Below are 18,546 nucleotides of genomic sequence, written 5' to 3' on the forward strand. Positions count from 1 at the left end.
ATCTCCTTGAAATGGAAGCGATGATATGAAATTAAACTTCTCTGATAAAGTCCTGCAGACCGTCATTTACTTCTTGCTTTTTGTGCTAGCATTCCTAACGTTCTATCCATTCTGGAACTCACTGGTCATCTCCTTCAACGTAGGTAGTGATACCTCAATAGGTGGTATTACCTTCTGGCCAAGGAAGTTCACATTTGAAAATTACGAGATTGTATTTAAGGAAAAGAATATATTCCATGCTTACTTAGTAACGATTGGCCGTACAATTCTTGGCACAGCAGTTTCTATGTTTTTCACAGCGCTGTTCGCTTATGGCTTGTCCAAGAAAGGCATCGTGTTTAAGAAGGGATACATGATCATTTGTATAGTTACCATGTATTTCAGCGGTGGACTTATCCCTTATTTCATTCTCGTATATAACCTACACCTATATGATACATTCACGTTTCTGATCATTCATGGAATGGTCAATGTGTACAACATGATTATCTTTCGCACATTTTTTTCAGAGCTTCCAGATGGCTTGGAAGAGTCTGGTCGCATTGACGGCTGCTCCAATTTCGGTGTGTTTTTCCGCATTGTGCTTCCGATTTCCGGTCCTGTTGTCGCCACCTTGGGGTTGTTTACAGCAGTTGGCTTATGGAATGACTGGTTCACACCTGCGGTGTTCATAAGCAATCAGAATTTGATACCGTTACAGACTCTATTAGTACAAATCGTAAATGCTGGACAAACCGCGACCTTGATTGCGAATTTGAACACCTACGCTCAAAGCGCCGTCCAGAACTCGGTTACCGTTAAAGCATTACAGATGGCTACGATGATGATTGCTACATTGCCTATCCTATTCGTCTACCCATTCTTGCAGAAATACTTCGTCAAAGGCGCATTGGTAGGGTCTTTGAAAGAATAAAAGTAGTTATTCGCGGCGTCAGCATGCGACATCCGCTTATGACATATATAATGTGAATTAAAGAGAGGGGAAACGACATGAATTTTAAGAAAAGCGCAAGCTTCCTTCTGATCAGCCTACTCAGCATTGGCTTGCTGCTCTCGGCTTGTTCAAGTAAGAACGAAAATAGTAGTCCATCTCCGTCCCAATCTGCGAGTGCACCTAATGCAAGCTCGCCGGAAAGCACACCCGAAGAAACATCTAGCCCAGAGGTAGCGGGTGATGTGCAAGCGAAAGTAAAACCTGTTAAATTTTCCTTATTCGTCAATTATGATTGGTACACTGCACCAACATGGGAAGAACGTCCTCAAGCTAAATGGATTACTGATAACTTGAAAGTAACGCTGGAGCCTGTTCAATCTAATGGGGCAGCAGCTCAAAAGCTAAACGCTATGATCGTATCTAACGGTCTTTCAGATGTTATCGTGCTTGATCGTGGTAAAGACGTTGAACGCTTGCAGGAAGCTGGCAAGCTAGTAGCTCTTGATCCATTTCTCGAGAAATATCCAGAGTATGTAAAGACTGTTGGCGAACAAACACTTAACATGCTTCGCAGCAGCGACGGCAAATTATATCAATTACCAAACTGGTTTATTAACGGTGAGAATGGTAACGGAAACGCTGCTTATCTCGTCGAGAAGAAAATTTACAAGGCGCTTGGCTCGCCAGCCCTTGAAACATGGGATGATCTTGAAGCTTATCTGAAGCAGGTTAAAGAAAAGTATCCTACCGTTGTACCTCTCGATTTCGGCGAAGTCCGTGATGGAGTAGACGTGCAAATGCTAGGTATGCTGTTCAGCGGATCTGCTGAAGATATTACGCCAAGCTTTATTTCCCCGGGTACTGGGCAAATCTTCGGTGTTCCGAACGGAAATACATTGAATTCCGTATTCAAGGATCAAGCATTTAAAGATGCAGCCATATATAGCAGTAAATTGTTCCGCCAAGGATTGACCTCGAGCGACATGTTCACACAGACTCGGGATCAAATTAAAGAAAAGCTGTTGAAGGGTCAGATCGCGGTATTCGGCGCCTATGATGCCGTTGTTGAAGGAATTGGCCGTGAGGCAAACAATGTGTTGGCAGCAAAAGATCCAGAAGACGGCTACGAGGTTATCTGGCCAGTTCACAAAAGCGGCGTAGATAAGAACAAGATTTATCCATCTGGTTTTAACACGCTAGGCTGGAACGTAAACGTTATTACTACGAATGCTAAAGATCCTGAAGCTATTTTCGCTTATTACAACTGGGCTTCTAGCCCACAAGGACAACAAGTATTGTTCTTCGGTCCTGAAGGATTGTTCTATGATAAAGTAGAAGATGGCGTTCCAATCCCTAACGATGCTTATATCAATCGTGACCGTAAGAAATATGATGAGCTTAAGATCGGGGAGTTCAACTGGTCTGGAAACACAGCTTACGTAGATTCTACTAAGGGCAAGCGTGAGAAATTGCTGCCATTGGAAGCACAAGATTGGACGACTTTAGGTCAAGCGAATGTTTCATTTAAGACTTCTAAGGATATTACACAATTCTCAAATCTTGATCCGTCTCCGACTTCTGAAGAAGGCATTATCCTACAACGCTTGAAGGATCACTACAAGCAGCTTGTTCCTAAAATCTTCTTTGCGAAGAGTGATGATGAAGTACTCAGCTTGATTGATAAAGCTGACCAAGAAGCAACGAAGATCGGATACGACAAAGTACTGAAGTGGAAGACGGATGTATGGCAAGCAAACTTGAAAAAGCTACAAGGACAATAAGTTTTATCTATAACTAAGCGTTAAGAGAGGGTATACTCAATATACCCTCTCTTTTCTCCATGAAGGAGCGCATGTTCATGTATAGAGCTGTATTAGTAGATGACGAGAAATACGACCTTGAAGGACTTCGCCAGCTTATACCTTGGCAGGAGCTCGGTATTGAGGTTGTTTGTAGTGAGAATAGACCCCTTGCTGCTTTAAGCTATATTGATAATCATCCAATAGATATTCTTGTAACCGATATCAAAATGCCAGTACTAACCGGTCTTGAGCTATCCCGTAAGGCGCTGGAGAAAAATCCGAATCTTAGAACGATATTCATTAGCGGCTATCAGGATTTCGAATACGCCAAGGAGGCACTTAATCTCAAGGCTGATGGCTATATTCTTAAGCCAGTCGATGATAATGAGATTGCGGCGCTGCTCAGTAAAGTTGTAGTAGATATTAATACAGAACGGAAAAAGAAGCAGGATGAATCTCATTTTACACAATCATTCGAGTTTGTTAAGAGTGACTTCCTACAGCATTTGCTGGAAGGAAAATTTAACGGTGAGGCGCTGCCAGCATTTCTTGAGCGTCATCCATTGGAAATAGCTATAGGGGCGCAGGCTAATGCTGTTGTTCTGGAATTAGACGATGTGCTTTGGAAAAACAAGCAATTGATCGAAAATGGGGAATCGGAATTAGTTCGTACGATGCGGCAAATGACCACCTATATCAAGGAGCGTAAGCTTGGTCCGTGGTGCGAGATGTCCCCTTCACAAATCGCATTTATTTATACAGGCAAAGCCTCGAGCTTGGAAGACATTCTAATAGAGTTGAATCAATACGTTCGGGATAATACCTTATTTACCCTTACCTCTAGTTATGGGGATGTGGCAACATTTCCAGATGGCATCTCTCGTTCCTTCATACAGGCGAAGGAGCTTATTGGGAATAAGATGTTTCTAGGCAAGAACCGCATTATACCGCCAACGCTTTCTAAGCTGCAGATCGTTAAGGACGCTAAAGATTTGAACGTGATTCTTGATGCTATGTTCGGCGCAGTTGCCCAATACGATCTCGTGAAAATTTGCGATTGTATGGACGACTTGTTCGATAATGTAAGAACGTTCGAGCATCCAGTGAAAGTATATAGCTTCTCCATACACATCACCTCCAAGCTAGAGGCTTATTTAAATACAGTTAAAGAGACATTCGAAAGTCTGCTTGGGTGGGGCTTCGAGCATCTGGAAGTGATTAGACAATTCGAAACGGTTGACGATATTAAGTCATGGCTTCGCAAGACGTTATTCGAAATATCAGAACGGCTATTTCTGAAGAAGCAGAACAAGAGTAACCGTCTGATCGGACCAATCGAGCAGTATATTCAGAATCATCTCGCAGACGAGCTTACTTTAAGGGAAATAGCTAACAAATTTTCCTATTCGGCGAATCATATGGGCTTTTTGTTTAAGGATCAGACAGGTGAGAGCTTTAACGAATATTTGGTACGCAATCGGATGGAAATGGCCAAAACCCTGCTTCAAGATCCTTTGCTTAAAATATACGAGGTTGCTGACAAGGTTGGATACAAAAGCTTAGCCTATTTCAGCAGGCTGTTTAGAGAGCATTTCGGCATCACTCCAGGAGACTATCGAAAGCAGGTTTGATTCCTTTGATCCTAAGAAAATCGGATGCTTATATCCCATTGAGGTATAAACTGCTCATCTCCTATCTGCTGCTCGTCCTGACACCCGTTATTGTTATCGGAACCTATGCTTATATTACCTCGGTTAATTCAAGCGAGGAGCATACCCGAAGCAATCTTGAGATCGCTGTTAAGCAGATCGGCAGCAACGTGGACTTCCGCCTGGCAGATGTCATTCGCGGGTCGGAGGATATTTTTGCGGATCAATCGTTATCCCGCATATTATCCGGCTATTATTTGGACTACGAAAAATATAAGATCATGACGCAATACATTTTGCCGAAGATAGAATCTGCGGTCAATTTGCCCTTTCTCGACGCGAAGCTGTCCATATACTTGAATAATACGAATATTAGTGAATTCTATTACGATGATCGTAAGCCTAGCGAAGGAGAAGGGCGCCAGTACTCGATATATCATATTAACAGAATTGAAAATGCAATCTGGTACAAGTCTCTGAAGTTGAATTATGAGACACAGGAGTGGATACAGATCGAGAGCGACGTTACTAACGGCAAGATCTCGTTCGTACGTCCTGTTATTAATTATGAGACCTTGCTGCCTATCGGACTCATTAAGATGAATGTGAATTTGAAAGATATTTTTTACGATGTTGATTTTACGAAGCTAGGTAAGGATAGTCTACTTTTTGTCGTTGACGGCAACAATCAGCTGCTTTATGCAAGCTCGCGGGTTGATAGCGAATCTAATCTCTTGTCGGGGGCTAAGGGCGGATATGTTAGCCAGCCTAATCAATACATGCAGATTAAGCAGAAGATTTCCAACATGGATGCGAGCATCATTGCTTGGGTACCTACGTCATCCTTCCAAGAAAACTCACAGAAGGTTCGTAATCTTACCATTCTCATTTGTATGCTGAGTCTCCTGGTACTCACGTTGATTAGCTGGCTTATGTCTCGCTATTTCTCTAAGAGATTCCTGAAGCTGATCCGATCCTTGACCGCCTTTAAGGAAGGGGATTTCCACAAGCGGATGGTTGTACCGGGCAAGGATGAGTTTTCACAAATCGGGCAAGCCTTTAATGATATGGCCTCTAATATGGAAAGTCTCATTAGTGAGGTTTATTTGAGCAAGCTGGAGAAAAAGGAAGTCGAGCTTCAGGTACTCCATTCTCAAATGAATCCTCATTTCTTGTACAACACGTTCTCCTCTATCAGTCGAATGGCTAAGCTAGGGGAAATTGAGAAAATGCATGAAATGATACGTGAATTAGCGAAATTCTACCGGTTGACGCTTAACAAAGGAGAAATGATTATCTCTCTGGAGAAGGAGCTACAAATTATACAATCCTATGTCGACATCCAGCGGATCAAATTCGGCAACCGGGTTGTTGTAACCTACGAAATCGACGAGACCCTATTGGAGTTGGATACGGTAAAATTTATTTTGCAGCCGTTTGTCGAGAATGTGCTTGAGCACGCGTGGTACGATGACGAGATTCATCTCATCATTCGAATCGGGGTGGACGGGAATGACATTTGCTTAGAGGTGCAGGACAACGGTCTCGGTATGAAGCAGGAGTCGATTGAACAGGTGCTGGATCCTTCGGAGAAAGGTATCGGCTACGGCATTCGGAATGTCGATCAAAGAATTAAGCTTCAATTCGGCAAAGGCTACGGGGTTAGCATTGAAAGCGTAGTTGGGGAAGGCACTAAGGTACAAATTCGTTTTCCTAAGTACAGGCATTCAAACTAGGAAAAAGCGACTTGCAAAAACAGAAGGATAATGATAATATTCTGTTTGAACGTTCATTCAACTTTACCGTTTGCAAAAACTATACTATGCAGGGTGTGAGCCGATGACAGATGCAGACAAAAGAGACAGAATAATTGCGGCCGCTTATGACGTATTATCTAAGAAGGGTTTTGATAAAGCCTCTACTAAGGAAATAGCGAATACAGCTGGAGTGGCACAGGGCCTGATCAATTATTATTTTCCAAGCAAGGATTTACTGTTCGCTGAAGTGTTCCGTCGGGAAACAAAGAAGTATTGTGCTACATTCGGACCATTGGCTCTAGACGGTAAACCACTATCGATTACGAGCATAGCGGGAATGCTTGAAGAGCCTAAGAGCAGGGCTTTGCAGGAGCCAGAATGGTTTAGGCTTCGCTACGAGCTGTCGGCAATTGGGCTGCGGAATGACAATGCTAAAGAAATATTGAAAGAAATGCTTACCACGAAAAAACAGCATATTAGCGCCGTGATCCAATCTATAGAAAAGGTGTCACCGGAGCAAGCCGATACACTGGCATCTATTCTATACGCTGTCATTGATGGCTTGGGCTTGCAGAAGGTTGCGGACCCTGAGTTTAAGTATGATGAAGCTTATGGAATGCTGGCAGGTATGCTGGGTGCTTATTATCAAATGATCAGTAAGAAAGAAGAAGCCTAAGCAAGGTGCTTCTTTTTATTAGTAATTGTTTGAATGGTCAAACAAGAAAAGAAAAAGAGAAAGACGGTGGAGAGATGCACGCATTACTACAAGGTTGGGGAAAAGCTCTTTATAAGGTTAGATGGGTTATTGTGGTTGCTTGGATTGTGGTTGCCTTGCTCGGAGGTTATGCCTTCGGAAAGCTAACCCCGCTGCTTAGCGGTGGAGGCTGGGAGGTTCCGAATTCGCAATCGCTCACAGCAGGTAAGCTTCTGGCATCGGAGTTTGAAGGTAGGTCAGAAAGCTCAATGACTTTAGTGCTCCGGGACCCGGAGCATGCGGTAGGCTCATCAGAATATAACGACAAGCTGAAGCAGATCGTTGATCGGTTGGAGACGGAGGAAGGCGTATCTGGTGTGTTCAGCGTGCTTACCGCTTCTAAGGGAATCGGCTCCGGTCTAGTCGGGAAAGACCCTAATCTCAGCATTGCGTTCGTCAATATGGATATGAAATTAGATTTTGTAATAAACAAAGCACCTGATTATCAGAAGCGGGTTGTAGATCAGGCTAAAAGCCTTGGAGTTGAAGCGTATCTAGTAGGCGGAGCGGCATTCTGGGGTGAAAGCAGTGTACAGAGCCAGCAAGGGCTGGCCAAGGCTGAGTTAATTGTGTTTCCGCTAATTATCATTATTCTTCTTCTCGTATTCCGTTCTATTGTAGCAACTGTTATTCCATTGATTGTTACGATTGCATCTGTGCTTGCAGCTATGGGTATCGTATACTTGGTGGCGCTGCAAGTGGACCTCTCGGTATTTGTAACCAATTCCGCAATGATGTTAGGGCTTGGTGTAGGAATAGACTATTCTCTCTTCATGGTCAGCAGGTTTAAGAATGAGCTTATAGCTAATGGGAACAACAAACAAGATGCAATAGTGAAAACATTGGGGACGGCTGGTCATACGGTATTTTTCTCAGGGATTACGGTTATCGCCGCGCTTTCTGCCTTATTCATCGTCCCATTGGCTGCCATTAAAGCCATTGCATTCGGAGGTATTGTCGTTGTGTTCGTGGCAGGGCTGGCTAGCTTGACTCTGCTTCCTGCCGTGCTTGTCATTCTAGGTGCTCGGATTAACAAGGGAAGTATTCCGTTCCTGCGTCCTCGTCAAAGCACGAAAGTAAGCGGCTGGAAGCGTTGGACCAAAGCAATCATGCGTCGTCCAGTGCTGTTCCTAGTTCTTACAGTAATAGCTTTAGGAGCATTGGCTAGTCCTGCACTTGATATGAAGCTGGATTCCCCAGACATACGTATGCTGCCAGCGGACACGTCAGTTCGGACGGGATTTAAACTGATGGAGAAATCTTTCGGCGTTGGCGCGTCAAATCAAGTGAGCATTGTGCTTCATAACGATGGCAAGGATTTAAGCACGCCAGATTCGCTTACTAAGATAAATGAGCTTCAAGCCGAACTAGGGAAACAAGCCCATGTCGCAGGTGTAACCTCCGTTAGCTCCTTTTTCCCAGGGATGGATACGAGCATCGTGTCTGGATTACTAGGTGCAGGCGGAAGTGCTTTGCCAGCTGATGTTAGCTTAATGGCCAATCGTTACGTCAGTCGTGACCGCCATACGGTTTTGTTGGAAGTAGCGCTGGATCAATACGGATCTAGTGATATCGGCAGGGATGTGGTGAAGCATCTAAGAGATACGATGCTACCGGGGTTTGATTTGCCAGAGGGGACCTCGTTCAGCATTGGCGGGGAAACGATGGCCGGGATGGATGCTTCTAAGGCAATTAACGATAGCTTACTGCCTGCGCTGAGTATCATGCTTGTCTTGATTTTTATCATTCTGGTCTTCTCCTTTAAGAGCATATTGCTACCCCTTAAGGCGATTATTCTGAATTTATTATCGGTAGCTGCTACCTACGGTATTCTCGTATTTGTGTTCGCGCTCGGACACGGATCGGAAATATTCAATGTGGAAGCTAACGGCTATATCATTCACTTCGTTCCTGTGCTGCTGCTTGCTTTGTTGTTCGGTCTCAGTACCGATTATGAAGTGTTTCTCGTTAGCCGTATTAAAGAAGAGTACGATCTAAGCGGAGAGCATGAAGAAAGTATTGCCGAAGGTATGGAAAAGACGGGTCCTCTTATTACCGGTGCCGCTATATTAATGGTTGCTGTATTCTCTGGATTCGCATTCTCCGGTGTGCTTCCGATTCAGATGCTCGGCTTTGGAATGGCTGTGGCGATTGCGATCGATTCAACAATCGTTCGGATGCTTTTGGTACCTGTAACTATGAAGCTGCTTGGACGGTTAAGCTGGTGGTTTCCGGGACGAAGTAACAAACCTGATTCCTCAAAGCCGAATGAGACTAACTAGGGTATTCGATAAAACAAATTGTTGATGAAGAAGCTTGTCCAATGCGGAGTACTAGCTACCGTGGGCAGGCTTCTTTTTTTAATTGTTTTTGTAAGCGATTACCGTAAGGGAGGCAATTACCGCTCAGCTTTCGCACGCAACCTTTGGGCAACGTTTTGTTTGACAGAAGCCGCTCTGATTGGCTATGATGAAGAAGTTATATTTGGGCCCAAAAATTCAAGGTGGTGAAACAATGGCTACTTTAAAAGATATTGCGGAAAAGGTAGGCGTCTCGATATCGACCGTATCCCGGGTGCTGAACAACGATGACAGCAAAATCGTCAACGCGATCACGAAGGAGAAAATAGTGGTCACCGCCAAAGAGCTGGGTTATCGGACTAGCGGCTGGTCAAGGCGGTCGAAGGGGGACGGAGGAGCGAAGCCTGCGGTAACGAAACGTGCCGGGTGCATCATCTCGCTTCCACAGGAAAATTATTCGTACCCGTACTTTTCGCTAGTGTTAAAAGGAATAGAGAAAGGGCTTGCCGATCGGGGATACGGGCTGGCCTTCATTCATACGAGGGACGAGCTTCGGGACCCTTCCGTTCAGCAGCAGATTATTCAGGATAGCCACGTAGATGGAGTGATCATCATCGAGGGAATCGACCCTCCTATCTATGATTCGCTGAAGAAACATATTCCTACGATTGTTGGCGTTGATGTGAACGACCCGACCATCCCTACGGTATCGTATGACAGGGTTTCGGCTTCGCAAGCGGCCGTCAAGCATTTGATCGAGCAAGGGCACCGGAAGATCGGATTCATTGGAGGGCTTGGGCTATCGGGCGATATTTTTCGTGAAAAACGGTTCCGGGGCTATCGTTATGCGCTGTTGGAAGCGGAAATTGAGCTGGAGAATAAGTGGATTCTGAACGCTGAATGGCAAATCGAGACCAGCTTTGAATTGATGAGCGAATTAGTGAAGGGACCGCGGACCGAATTGCCAACGGCATTCTTCGTGGCGAGCGACGTTATGGCCATCGCGGCGATGCGGGCGGTTACGGAAGTCGGCTTGCGCGTTCCGGAAGACATCGCCTTCTTCGGTGTGGACAACATTGATATTTCACAATATACGTCACCGCCGTTATCAACAATTCACGTGCCTAAATATGAGATCGGGCAGACGGCGGCCTATTTATTGTCCGACTATCTGGAGGGAAAGCTAACATTTCCGATAAAGGCGCTGCTTCCCTATGATTTGAAAATCAGGCGTTCTTCCGTTAAAGAGCAGAACCTGTAAAAACGTGCTTGCGATAGACTGATTTGAAGGAGCTGTTCCCCCTGCGCTTAGAGGGGAGCAGCTCTTTCTTTTTGTTTCACAGGAAATGAACTTTCTCATTGACTTTTTTACCCATAAGGAGATAAGATTGACTTAGAAAAGTTTGGGGCAAAAAATAGTGCAAATAAGCAAAAACTTTGGGCCCAACAAAAAAGCATACAAAGGGGTGCATCCATGAACAAAGTAACGATTATAGGCGCAGGAAGCAGTTTCACCAAAAATCTCGTCGTCGATATGATCAATATTCCGAATTTGGGCGACGATGTAACGGTCGGTTTAATCGACCTTGATCCCGGTCGTTTGAACTTAGCCAAGCAATTGGTGGAGAAGGTCATTGCTCTGGCGGGTAGGAAGTGGCAGGTTATTGCCTCTACGGACCGCAAGGAAGTGCTTCCGGACTCGAGATTTGTTATTAATCAAATTGAAGTCCACGGGCTGCAGACGGTCAAGTTCGAATATGAAATCCCGCTGAAATATGGAGTGAAGCAATGTATCGGCGATACGCTCGGTCCAGGAGGGTTATTCAAAACGCTGAGAACGCTTCCAGCTTGGCTTGAAATTATCCGGGATGTCGAAACCTATTGTCCGGATTGCGTGATCTTGAACTATACAAACCCGATGTCCGCGGTTACGTTAGCTACCGTCAAATCGACACAGATTCCCATTGTCGGCTTGTGTCACTCCATTCAGAATTCGTCCGCGCAGCTTGCGAAGTACTTAGACGTGCCTTACGAAGAACTGAAGTGGAGAGCTGGAGGCATCAACCATATGTCTTGGTTCTTAGAGCTATCGCACAATGGACGGGATTTGTATCCGGATCTTAAGGAACGGATGAAAAACCCCGAGCTGCTGAGGAAAGATCCGGTGAGACTGGATGCCATGCAATACTTAGGGGCATTCGTATCTGAATCAAGCGGCCATTTCTCGGAATACATTCCTTATTATCGCAAGCGCGAGGATTTGCTCGAACGTCATTGCGGGGTCGGATACAACGGAGGCACCGGGTTTTACGCCAATAACTGGCCGAAATGGAGACAAGAGAACGACGAGCAAATTTTGAAAAGGATTTCCGGGCAGGAAGAAATCGACTTCGAATCGTCCAACGAGTATGCGGCCGTTATTATGGACGCGATGATCAATAACACGCCTAAGGTCATTTACGGCAACGTTGCAAATACCGGATTGATCGATAACCTGTCGAATGAAGGGGTCGTCGAGGTAGCATGTCTAATTGATCGCAATGGCATTCACCCGACTCACTTCGGAAGACTTCCCGAGCATTTGGCGGCATTGTGCCGAAGCAACATGGCCTTCTTCGAGCTGGCGGTGTCCGCTGTGCTGAACAACGATAAGGAAGCTGCGCTTCATGCGCTTATGATTGACCCACTTACATCTGCAGTCTGCTCCCTTGATGAAATCAAAGCGATGTTCGATGAATTGTACGAGGCGGAGAAGCCGTATATCGCGGAGCTGCGTTAACTTGCTATAGCAAAAAGGCATTGCATTTACATTGCATTTATCCATAATCTATCCATTCAGGGGGAACGTTTCATGAAAAAGACGTTTGCGATGATATTGGCTCTAATAATGATGGTAAGCATTGTTCTTGCGGGCTGTTCCAAGAGCGGCAATAACGATAGCACAGCAAATGCTGGACAGAGCGGGGACAAGCCGATCAAGCTCGTCTGGTGGGTTCACGAAAACCCTTCGTTCGTCGATGCTAACAAGAAAATGATTGAAGAGTATAAGAAGGTTAAGCCGAATGTAACGATTGATCTTCAGGTATTCCCGTACGATGCGTTTATCCAGAAAATTAGAGTATCTATGAATACGAATACGGCTCCCGATATCGTTCAAATGTTCGGTACTTGGGTGCGTGAGTATGCCAAAAACGGTTTGTTGGAGCCGTCTTCGAACGGGGCTGCGCTTGAAGCGGAAATTTACCCTGCGGCCATCGGCGGTTTCCAATACGAAGGCAAAGTCTATGGCGCACCGCACGAATTCAACATTGAGAACGGGGCAGCGCTTAGGTACCCTAAAAAGTTCAAGGAAGCAGGCATTGAGAAGGACCCTTCGACTTGGGCAGAACTTATTGAAGATGCTAAGAAGCTGACGAAACGCGATGGAAATAAAATTACCGTCAGAGGCTTGGATATCACCTCCAACGACAGCGTTGTTTTCTACTTCCTTTCGATGATTCAACAGCAGGGCTCCGATTTCTGGAACGAAGATCAGTCGCAGGTCCGTTTAACGACTCCGGAAGCCGTTAAAGCGATGCAGGAGTTGGTTGATCTGGTTCAAGTGCATAAGGTAACCGACTTGACGAAGCTGGGCACGCCGGACGAACCTTACATCGTTTTCTACAAGGGAATGTCGGCAATGACGACAGCCGGACCTTGGACGATTGCCGAAGGGCAGAACACGTATAACGTTCAAGATTTTGATTATATGCCGATTCCGTCCTATACGGATAAGCCTCCCGTGTTCAGCTCTGAATCGGGCTGGGGGGAAGTCGTGTCTAGCAGGAGCTCGAATGCGCAAGCCGCGTGGGAATTCGTTCAATTCATGACGGAGGATGAGAACGCATCCGCTTGGAACCTTCGTACTTCGTCTATTCCCGCCAAGAAGAAGGTTGCAGAAGATCCGAAATATCTTGAACGCGCGCCAATGGTCAAAGCTGTCCTAGATATTTTGCCTAACGGGAGTTGGATCGGACCTTTGGCCGACCGCGATTATTTTTTCAAGGCGATCAATGACGCTTACGCCCAAATCACTTATGGGAAAGTCAACGTTCAGGATGGCTTGAAGACAGCGGAAAACGACATCAACAAGATGCTGAAGGCTAAGCAGTAGCGATGATTGAAAGGTCGGGAGGCGTGATTGGCCTCCCGACGCTTATATTTGGAGGCGGTCCTTAAGATGTCGAAACAACAAGTATCCGAGCGAAGATTCATCGCCCTATCGCTGACTCCGATTGTTATTTTATTTTTGGTATTTTCCGTAATCCCAATCGCAATCGGTACTGTGCTGATGTTCTTTGATTATTCTCCCTTATCCAATTCTATTCCGTTTGCGGGCTTCAAGCATATTCAAGAATTATTTTCGGATAAAATGTTCTTCAAATCGCTTGGAGTCACCTTTACGTTCGTCATAGTCGCGATTCCCGCGAACATCGTAGTGACGTTGCTGATAGCGATGGGCATTAACAAGATTCACGACGGCTTCTGGAAAAACAGCTTTCGCACTCTATTCTTTCTACCGGCGATAGCGCCCCTAGCAGGCTCCGCGGTCATTTGGACGACGATGTTCAATGCGGACAGCGGGGTAGTGAACATGGCGTTCAAGCTGCTAGGACTGCCCTCGGTCAACTGGCTAACAGACCCGTCCACCGCGCTTCTGTCCGTCATCATTATGACGTTATGGGCCGATATCGGCTACAATATCGTATTGTTCATGGCTGGACTTGACTCCATCCCGGAATCGCTTTATGAAGCGGCGGAGTTAGATGGAGCTTCCAAATGGCATGTGTTTTGGAGTATTTCGCTGCCGATGCTTAGCCGTACGATGCTGTTTGTGTTCATCATGACCAGTATTTCCTACTTCCAGATGTTCCCTCAATTCCAGATTATGACCAAGGGCGGACCTCTGCATGAAACCTACGTGCTGGCACTTAATATTTATGATCAAGCATTCTCGTTCATGAACATGAGCTATGCGTCTGCTATGGCGTTCATGATGCTGATTATTATCCTTATTCTAACCCTGATCCAGATGCGGATCGGCCGATCCCAATGGGAGCATTGAGGAGGAACAACATGCGGACAAAAAAATGGGACTTGCCGTATATACTGCTCTTTGCGGCATTGTTGATCGGATCTTTAGTTATGTTTGTGCCCTATTTATGGATGGTGCTTACGTCGTTTAAGAGCAACTCGGAAATTCTGACCTCCTCCAATCATTTGCTGCCACAGGAGCCAACCTTATCCGGTTACAGGAAGGTGCTCGGAGAGGTTCCTTTTTTTCGCTGGTTTCTGAACAGTTTATCGACTTCGGCCATCGTTACAGTCGGTGCGATGTTCTCTAGCGCGTTGGCTGGCTACATTTTCGCCAAGTTTCGTTTCCGGGGCAAACGTCTGCTGTTCGTCGTCATACTCGCGACAATGATGGTACCCTTCCAGATCGTTATGGTTCCAACCTATATCATCATTTCTAAGTTGAACCTGGTTAATGACCTCTCGGCAATCGTCATTCCTTATCTTGTCAGTGCGTTCGGCATCTTCCTTGCGAAGCAATTTATTGAGGCGATTCCGAACGAATTAATCGAAGCAGCGCGGATGGATGGGGCCTCCGAATTCCGCACATTCTGGTCTCTCGTGCTTCCGCAGATTAAGCCGGCATTGTCGGCGCTTGCGATTTTCTCGTTCATGGCTTCGTGGAACAACTACTTGTGGCCATTGATTATTCTGAACGAAGAGTCGAAAATGACCGTTCCGCTTGCGCTCGTGTTTTTCAACGGGCAGAACGTAGTGAACTACAACGTTGTTATGTCGGCCGCGGTGCTGATCATGATTCCGGTGGTCGTCATCTTCCTGATCTTCCAGAAGCAATTCATCAAAGGGCTAACGATGACCGGATTCAAGTGAGAGCAACTTATCGTTCGCCCATGTTATAGGAGAGTCTGATGCATGGATAATCGGAAAGTTCGCATGACACACGAAGCGACTTTAACATTGGCGATGCACGGGTTTTCTGGAGGGGCTTACGCTCTTTATCCCGGCATTGCTGCTCTATGAGGTGTTCGAGCGCGAGAATGTTGTCAGCATTGCGCTTGCCGCTACTTCACTTGTCTAGGTTGCTGCAAGTTTATACATGTCAAGACGGGGGGAAATGGAACGTGCCCCGGTCTACATGCTGTTTTGTTCCTTCGGGATCGCGCTGGGGGCTTTGGTCTTATTCGGCGGTACGGGTACAGCACAGGCAATTATCTTTCTGGTTATTGTCGCGTGCTTGAATCCGATTTATCATAATACGTTTATATCGCGTTTTTTTCTGAGACGGACAAACTCCCGCTGAAGGGCTCCTTTCGTATCGAATCCGTCGTCCTATACGAATCGCTACTTAACGTCGGCCGCGCTTTCCCGCTGGTCGTACTCCTTCCGTTTGCGGATTCGCTCCAGCTTGAGGCACTCTGGATTGCGTTCGCTTGCGCAGGTTCGCTGCAAGGAGTCGCGGTGTGGGTGACGTTTCGCAAGATAAAGCAAAACATGACCTAGAGAGAGGGGACTGACATGAGTAAAATCGTGTACATTGTCGGAGAGCTGAATCCGGATGTGATTTTATCCGGGCCGGACGTGAAGCCGGAGCCGAACAAGGAGAAACTGATCGAGCATTTCGAGCTTACGCTCGGCTCATCTTCGGCTATTACCGCATGCGTGCTTGCCCGATTGGGTGTTGATGTGAGGTTTGTCTCCATCGTAGGCAACGATGAGTACGGTCGCTTTTGCGTGGAACGGCTTAATCAATATGGGGTGAATACGAATTCCGTGATGTTCACGGACCAGGAGAAAACGGGTGTAACCTTCTCCTTATCGACTCCAAGAGACCGTTCTTTGCTGACTTATATGGGCACAATCCCAATGGTGGAGCCAAGCCTTATCCCTCTGGGAGAAATTGTGCGGGAGGCCGATCATCTTCATTTCGGTTCTTTTTTTCTGCAGGAACGAATGAAGCTTCATTGGCTGGACCTGTTCCGTCAAGTTCGGGAGCAGGGCATTACCACCAGCTTTGATACCGGCTATGATCCGCATGAGCGTTGGAATCGAGAGATTATTGAGCCGCTGCTAGCCCAAACTGATTATTTCGTGCCAAGTGAGACGGAAGCTGAGCATATCTTCGGTACCTCCGATCCCGTAAGTCTGTTAGATAGGCTTCCTGAGAAGCGGGGCCTAGTCGCATTGAAGCGCGGCAGTGAGGGGGCTTCCCTGCTGGACTCTGCAGATAATTGGATTCATGCTAGTCCATTTCGGGTAGAGCCAATCGATACGACAGGGGCGGGGGATTCCTTTAATGCTGGATTTCTTTATGCGGTATTGCATGGCGCAACGCCTCAGGAGCGCCTTCGCTTCGCTTCCGCTTGCGGCGCGATGGCCACTCTTCGTATTGGTGGAGTGAATGGTGCGCCTTCGGCGGACGAGGTTCGGGAGTTTATATTGAAGCAATGCTGAGAGAGGGCAACTCGGAAGAAATGAAAATTCAGCCATTCGGAAGGGAGGTGATGAGAGAAGTCACTAAAGGTTTGTTCAACTATTAGATGGCATAAGTCTCTTACATCTTTACATAGCTCTGATAGCTTGAAACAAACGTATGCAGTCGTTTTATTTGGGAAGGCTCTTGTTTGTATTGCAGCAACCGGTAAGCGAGCAATAAAAATGAGAATGGGAGATGAATGACCAAATGAAAAAGTGGATGATTTCTCTTGCGATTCTTCTTGTGCTTGGTGTTTCCTCTATTGGTGAGTTTGACGGTCGGTCCTATGCTACTGGTACGGACTATTACGTTTCGACAACCGGAAGTGACAGCAATGCCGGGACAAGCACGACGTCCGCTTGGAAAACGCTGCAGTATGCCGCAAATACAGTTCCGGCAGGCAGCACAGTCAACGTACTGGGAGGTGTGTATAATCAGAAGGTGAAAATTACGCAATCCGGTTCGGCTTCTGCAGGTCCGATCACTTTTCAAAATTATGCTTCGCAGACGGCTGTGATCGATGGAACGGGTCTTTCCGTCGGAGTTCAAGAAGGTCTAATCGATATAGAGGATGCCAGCTACATCGTAGTGAAAGGATTTGAAATTCGGAATCTCCAAACCAGTACGAAAAATAAAATGCCGATAGGTATTTTCATCCATGGAGCGGGCAGCCAAATCGAGGTTCGCAATAATAAAATTCATGATATCAAAAATACGGCAACGCTCAGCTCTAATTTAGCTGGGCGCGACGCTCATGGAATCGCTGTATATGGCACAAAGGCGCCAGCATCTTTAAGTAATTTGACCATTGACGGGAACGAACTCTATAATCTTGTGCTAGGCTCCAGCGAATCTCTGGTCGTGAACGGCAACGTAGACACCTTCTTTATTACGAATAATCTCGTTCACGACAACGATAATATCGGGATCGACTTGATCGGTTTCGAGGGGAAATCGCCTTCTACGGCTTATGATCAGGCAAGGAATGGAACGGTCAGTGGTAATACGGTATACAACATCACTTCGGTAAATAACCCTTCTTATGGCCGCACGCTTCCGAACGGCTCATATGGCGCAGATGGCATTTATGTAGATGGCGGCAAAGACAGTATTATTGAAAGAAACTACAGCTACAACAACGATATCGGTATTGAGATCGCAAGCGAGCATGCAGGTAAATCCACTAGCGGTATTACGATCCGTAACAATTTTGTTTACAACAACAACTACACCGGGATTGCCATGGGTGGATATGATACGAAACGCGGCTCCACCGCTAATTGTGTCATCGTTGGAAATACGTTGTACAAGAATGATACTAAAGGCTTGAATGGCGGACAGCTTCTCATTCAATACGATACGAAGAACAATATCGTGAAAAACAATATTATGGTGGCCAGTTCCAGCAATATTTTGTTCTATAATGGCTACACGCTGAATAGCGGCAACGTTGTAGATTATAATCTTTACTTTGCACCAGGGGGTTCTACCGGAGCACAGTGGCGTTGGAAGAATGTGGCGTACACTGGCTTCGCCGCCTACAAGACGGGGAGCAGCAATGATGCCCACTCGTTATTTGTAGACCCGGCATTGGTGAACGCAGCGGCAGGCGATTTGCATCTTACAGCGTCGTCCCCGGCCATTAATGCGGGAGATACCGATCTGTCTATTATCGGAGCATTTGATATTGATGGCAACGCGAGAGTGCAAGGCACGAGCGTCGATATTGGCGCTCACGAGCGCTCTTAATTGAATCCAAGGGGATTGTTCTTGCGGGCTTTTATAGCCGCGGTGACGATCCCCT

At 46.2% G+C, this 18,546-nt stretch carries 13 protein-coding genes; all 13 read left to right on the forward strand.

The genetic code is table 11. From position 1 onward, the window contains the following. Positions 1–25 precede the first annotated feature (25 nt). The 13 genes from KCTCHS21_RS04045 to KCTCHS21_RS04105 all read left to right on the forward strand — a co-directional run bounded on the left by KCTCHS21_RS04045 (position 26) and on the right by KCTCHS21_RS04105 (position 18,491). Positions 26–913 carry a carbohydrate ABC transporter permease gene (locus KCTCHS21_RS04045; protein WP_130605245.1) on the forward strand — a complete coding sequence of 296 codons (888 nt, stop codon included), beginning with the start codon at positions 26–28 and terminating at the stop codon, positions 911–913. Between the two features lie 77 nt (positions 914–990). Beyond that, positions 991–2,715: an extracellular solute-binding protein gene (locus tag KCTCHS21_RS04050; protein WP_130605246.1), complete on the forward strand. Its 1,725-nt coding sequence runs from the start codon at positions 991–993 to the stop codon at positions 2,713–2,715. A gap of 77 nt (positions 2,716–2,792) precedes the next feature. Further along, a complete protein-coding gene (locus KCTCHS21_RS04055) occupies positions 2,793–4,367 on the forward strand; it encodes a response regulator (protein WP_130605247.1) in 1,575 nt (524 codons plus the stop codon). A 5-nt stretch (positions 4,368–4,372) separates the two neighbouring features. Further along, positions 4,373–6,121: a sensor histidine kinase gene (locus KCTCHS21_RS04060; RefSeq protein ID WP_130605248.1), complete on the forward strand. Its 1,749-nt coding sequence runs from the start codon at positions 4,373–4,375 to the stop codon at positions 6,119–6,121. 103 nt (positions 6,122–6,224) lie between these two features. Next, a complete protein-coding gene (locus KCTCHS21_RS04065; RefSeq protein ID WP_130605249.1) occupies positions 6,225–6,818 on the forward strand; it encodes a TetR/AcrR family transcriptional regulator in 594 nt (197 codons plus the stop codon). 29 nt (positions 6,819–6,847) lie between these two features. Further along, positions 6,848–9,178, forward strand: coding sequence for an MMPL family transporter (locus tag KCTCHS21_RS04070; protein ID WP_130605250.1), 2,331 nt, complete (start codon positions 6,848–6,850; stop codon positions 9,176–9,178). Positions 9,179–9,410: 232 nt separating this feature from the next. Further along, on the forward strand, positions 9,411–10,457 hold the full coding sequence (locus KCTCHS21_RS04075; protein WP_130605251.1) for a LacI family DNA-binding transcriptional regulator: 1,047 nt from the start codon (positions 9,411–9,413) through the stop codon (positions 10,455–10,457). Between the two features lie 213 nt (positions 10,458–10,670). Further along, a complete protein-coding gene (melA, locus tag KCTCHS21_RS04080) occupies positions 10,671–11,975 on the forward strand; it encodes an alpha-galactosidase (protein ID WP_130605252.1) in 1,305 nt (434 codons plus the stop codon). Between the two features lie 72 nt (positions 11,976–12,047). Then, positions 12,048–13,349 (forward strand): ABC transporter substrate-binding protein, encoded by a 1,302-nt coding sequence (locus tag KCTCHS21_RS04085; RefSeq protein WP_130605253.1) that lies wholly within the window; start codon positions 12,048–12,050, stop codon positions 13,347–13,349. A gap of 66 nt (positions 13,350–13,415) precedes the next feature. After that, positions 13,416–14,300 (forward strand): carbohydrate ABC transporter permease, encoded by an 885-nt coding sequence (locus tag KCTCHS21_RS04090; RefSeq protein WP_130605254.1) that lies wholly within the window; start codon positions 13,416–13,418, stop codon positions 14,298–14,300. Positions 14,301–14,311: 11 nt separating this feature from the next. Further along, the gene (locus KCTCHS21_RS04095) at positions 14,312–15,139 is read left to right on the forward strand and encodes a carbohydrate ABC transporter permease (protein ID WP_130605255.1); all 828 of its coding nucleotides are present in this window, start codon (positions 14,312–14,314) and stop codon (positions 15,137–15,139) included. 645 nt (positions 15,140–15,784) lie between these two features. Next, complete coding sequence (locus tag KCTCHS21_RS04100; protein ID WP_130605256.1) at positions 15,785–16,720, forward strand: carbohydrate kinase family protein; 936 nt, start codon at positions 15,785–15,787, stop codon at positions 16,718–16,720. A 229-nt stretch (positions 16,721–16,949) separates the two neighbouring features. Beyond that, positions 16,950–18,491 carry a right-handed parallel beta-helix repeat-containing protein gene (locus tag KCTCHS21_RS04105; protein ID WP_130605257.1) on the forward strand — a complete coding sequence of 514 codons (1,542 nt, stop codon included), beginning with the start codon at positions 16,950–16,952 and terminating at the stop codon, positions 18,489–18,491. The last annotated feature ends 55 nt before the right edge of the window (positions 18,492–18,546 follow it).

The sequence above is a fragment of the Cohnella abietis genome (assembly GCF_004295585.1).
Lineage (GTDB): Bacteria > Bacillota > Bacilli > Paenibacillales > Paenibacillaceae > Cohnella > Cohnella abietis.

Coding starts and splice junctions, on each gene's coding strand:
- KCTCHS21_RS04055 (WP_130605247.1), top strand. CDS start 2,793: ATGTATAGAGCTGTATTAGTAGATGACGAGAAATACGACCTTGAAGGA.
- KCTCHS21_RS04050 (WP_130605246.1), top strand. CDS start 991: ATGAATTTTAAGAAAAGCGCAAGCTTCCTTCTGATCAGCCTACTCAGC.
- KCTCHS21_RS04090 (WP_130605254.1), top strand. CDS start 13,416: ATGTCGAAACAACAAGTATCCGAGCGAAGATTCATCGCCCTATCGCTG.
- KCTCHS21_RS04105 (WP_130605257.1), top strand. CDS start 16,950: ATGAAAAAGTGGATGATTTCTCTTGCGATTCTTCTTGTGCTTGGTGTT.
- KCTCHS21_RS04095 (WP_130605255.1), top strand. CDS start 14,312: ATGCGGACAAAAAAATGGGACTTGCCGTATATACTGCTCTTTGCGGCA.
- KCTCHS21_RS04100 (WP_130605256.1), top strand. CDS start 15,785: ATGAGTAAAATCGTGTACATTGTCGGAGAGCTGAATCCGGATGTGATT.
- KCTCHS21_RS04085 (WP_130605253.1), top strand. CDS start 12,048: ATGAAAAAGACGTTTGCGATGATATTGGCTCTAATAATGATGGTAAGC.
- KCTCHS21_RS04075 (WP_130605251.1), top strand. CDS start 9,411: ATGGCTACTTTAAAAGATATTGCGGAAAAGGTAGGCGTCTCGATATCG.
- KCTCHS21_RS04045 (WP_130605245.1), top strand. CDS start 26: ATGAAATTAAACTTCTCTGATAAAGTCCTGCAGACCGTCATTTACTTC.
- KCTCHS21_RS04065 (WP_130605249.1), top strand. CDS start 6,225: ATGACAGATGCAGACAAAAGAGACAGAATAATTGCGGCCGCTTATGAC.
- melA (WP_130605252.1), top strand. CDS start 10,671: ATGAACAAAGTAACGATTATAGGCGCAGGAAGCAGTTTCACCAAAAAT.